The following is a 3,091-nucleotide window of genomic DNA, read 5'->3' as shown; positions in this document are numbered from 1 at the left end:
ATAGTCGAACAGATCATAGAAGCGCTGCGGATCGTCCGGTGAGAACGTCGGACGTGGGTTGAAGCGCGGCATCATCCAGCGATGAAAATCGCGGCCGTCGTAGCGACGCACCGGCAGTCCGGCGCTGGCCAGCTTCGATTCCAACTTGCCGTAGACGTGATTGAGCAGCGCCTCCGGCGAAAGTCTCGATCGCCGTTCACCCAGCTTCGACTGGTTCTTTTGACTTGCCCAGCGGTACAGCACCAGACGTGTGCGCCGTGTCTGACCGCGCCAGGCGGTTTGGGTGATGATGTCATCCTCGAACAGGCCGTCCGGACGTGAAATGGCCTTGAAGTGCGCCTCCATGCTGGCGAGCCACGCTTTCGTGTACTCGGTTTCCTGGAGTTCCGCCGGGATCGCATCCCGGATACGGTTAAGTTCCTCGCGCGGATCGGTGTCGTCCCTGGTGTAGAGCTGCACCACCCATTGATGCGTGTCGAGTTCCGGCAGACTGTCCTGTAACGCCGCCTCGATCTGGTCGCGCACGGCTTCCAGCGCTTCGAGCGAGCGTCCTTCGGACGGCGCCGGCGTGACTTCGGCCACGACACCCAGCGACACCCCGTCCTCGAGCAGAAAACAGCCGGATTCCGGCAGATACTCCGTCCAGGGCAGCCGGCTGGCGAAGGAGGGCGCGCGCTGATATTGACGGCGAATATCACCGACGGTGGGCATTTTTCCGCGCGGCAGGCACATCGGACGGCCGGTCTCGTCGGTCAGGAGTTCTCGCTCGTTGAGAGCTTCACGACGCTCGTCGTCCTCGCCGTCTCGCTCCCCTGCCAAACCGCTCCGCCCTCTTTTGGGGGCAAACAGCCGATTCATGAAGGCGTTGAACGATGACATCAGCGCGTCCTCCCCGGCGGACGAGCGCCCTCTCCCGGCATGGCGTACTGCGGCTTCTGATACAGCGGGAAGACCGTCGAATAGCCCGGTACCGGCACGCTCTGATCGCCGGCCAGATGCGGGTAGATGTAGATCACGAGATCGGGGTTCGGCAGTCGCGAGAACTGGCTGTGGATCTCGTTGGCCGCCTCCCTTGTATAGCGGGTCCGCCCGTCCACCATCTCGCCGGCCGTGATAGGTCGGCGTAGCGAACCCCGTGCCGCCTCGATCGCCTGCGGGCCGGTACCGCTGGTAGAGGCCGAACGACTCTGCTCACTGGATCCCTGCTCCCAAAGCTCCTGCATGGTCATGCCATTGGTCGGCATCAGCTCATCCTTGGACGTCGCACAGCCCGAGAGTAGTCCGAGACCTGCCAAGGCCAGCATCGCGATGGCAACGCGGGAAAGCACGCGGGACTCAGTCGAGTCCGACTGTGGTTGCGGTTGACGTGTCATAGCGCACCTTCCTCCCTTCGGTCTCGTAGTCGATCGGCAGTTGCTTGTTGATGTGGATGGCCACGTTCTTGCCCGGCGGGACGTAGACCGCGGCGAACGCTTCGCCGTAGAGCTTGTTGACCCACTCGCTCATGTCATTAACACCCTGGCTGAGAATCTGGCCCACGGCCTGGTTGCCGGTCATGGCCTGGGAGATCGAGCCATCACTGCCTAGCGAAGTGACCGAGGTCGAGTCGTCGTCGGAGAGCATCGTCGCCGCGCCAGCGCCCGCTGCCGTGAGCAGCCCCTGGGTACCGAGATACTGTTGGGCATTGCTACGACGCACGCCACTGATGCAGGGAATGCCGGATTGATCGCTAATCCAGCCGATGGAGTTCCCTCCACCGATGGATTGATTTTGATTGTTGCCGTTACCCTCACCACCACCCTGGTTGACGTCATCCGGTGTCGGCACGGTTCTGACCGTGCCGTCCTCGAAAACGAAGGTGAGGCTGGTGATGTTTCCGCGCACACAGGACAAGGTCCAGTCCCCTGACGCGGTACCGCTGGCCACCGCGGCCCGCACTTCCGGTAGCTCGATGCCATTGGCCGTCAGGTTGTCCTTGCCGATCATCACCTTGAACGGATACGGATCATTGACCGTGCCATCGACCGGCACTCGGCCCAGCAGGGCTGTCATGGCCAGCGAGCCCATCAGAGTCGAGTTTTCGGGGATGGTGTAGACCGGCTCGACCGTCGAGGCATCCGGCTCGCCCGTCACCTTCGACTCGGCTGCACTCGTCGCACGGGAAGCCATATCCCCTGCCGTGTCGGCAGCGGCCTTGAACGAGGTCGGGAACGCGGGGCCATCGTCGCGTCCACCGCGACTCGAACGTCCCTCCTCCTGGCGTCGATCCATCGGTTCGACCCAGGCCAGGTTGCCGCCGCCCGAGTAGCTCCCGGATGAACCACCGCCGCCCTCGAGACCCAGGCCGATCGGCATATCGTCACTGGACTGGCTACCATTGCCGCTGCTGTTTTCGTCTGCTGGCACCAGTCGATCGAGACGGTTTTCGAAACGGGACAGCAACGACTGTTCGCTCTGCTCGCGCGCTTGTTGTTGTCGCTCTCGCTCCTGCTGGATTGCCTGATTCACGGATCGGTCGACGTTGGAGGCACGTTCGGCCAGATCGTTGTTTTCCTCGACCAGCTTTTCCATTCGCGCCTGGTCACGTTGGCGCTGCCGATCCCAGGCATTCATCTTGCCCACCAGGGTGGCCACGGTGTCCTGAGAGGAGTCACCGCTGATGCCCAGCGCATCCATCTCCTCCTGGGAAAGCGTGCGCGTATCGTCTTGCGTCTCCTGCTGACTCGACTGACCCGCGTCGCCACCGCCACTACTGCAGCTCTTGATGACGATCAGGATCATGCCGACGACCAGCACGGGCACGCCGACCTTGAGTAACGTGTTGCCCTGGAGCTTCATGAATCACCTCTCTGCGACAGCGGTAGCGCCTTCGCCAGAGATTGACCGTTGGTCACGATAAAGACGGTCGTGGTGTCCTCCACGCTGCCACGACGGCCCAGCGTCGGGTGCATGAACGTGGCGCCGTAGAGATCGCCCTGAAGCCAACGCGGATCCAGCTCGAACGCGCGTGACGGATCCCGGTTCGAGAGCTTCACTGCCGTCACGGTCCAGCTAGCGAGCTTCCAGGCGGCGACAGGTGTCGTCGTGACCG

Annotated in this window: 4 protein-coding genes; all 4 read right to left on the bottom strand. The window is 62.8% G+C overall.

What is annotated here, in order from left to right; translation table 11 throughout:
* A partial coding sequence (locus tag AC3AYF_RS19685; RefSeq protein WP_295041306.1) for a TraC family protein occupies positions 1-879 on the bottom strand: 879 nt, incomplete at its 3' end.
* Positions 879-1,373, bottom strand: a complete 495-nt coding sequence (locus AC3AYF_RS19680) for a TIGR03751 family conjugal transfer lipoprotein (RefSeq protein WP_487780236.1) — start codon at positions 1,371-1,373, stop codon at positions 879-881. The genes AC3AYF_RS19685 and AC3AYF_RS19680, both read right to left, overlap by 1 nt.
* On the bottom strand, positions 1,336-2,838 hold the full coding sequence (locus AC3AYF_RS19675; protein WP_295041304.1) for a TIGR03752 family integrating conjugative element protein: 1,503 nt from the start codon (positions 2,836-2,838) through the stop codon (positions 1,336-1,338). Before AC3AYF_RS19675 ends, AC3AYF_RS19680 begins: the two co-directional genes overlap by 38 nt.
* Positions 2,835-3,091 (bottom strand): DUF3438 family protein (locus AC3AYF_RS19670; protein WP_295041302.1); only part of this gene is annotated, 257 nt, incomplete at its 5' end. The genes AC3AYF_RS19675 and AC3AYF_RS19670, both read right to left, overlap by 4 nt.

This window comes from Salinicola sp., assembly GCF_982684285.1.
Note: the sequence above shows the minus strand (reverse complement) of the source record. Positions and strands in the feature narration are given on the sequence as shown.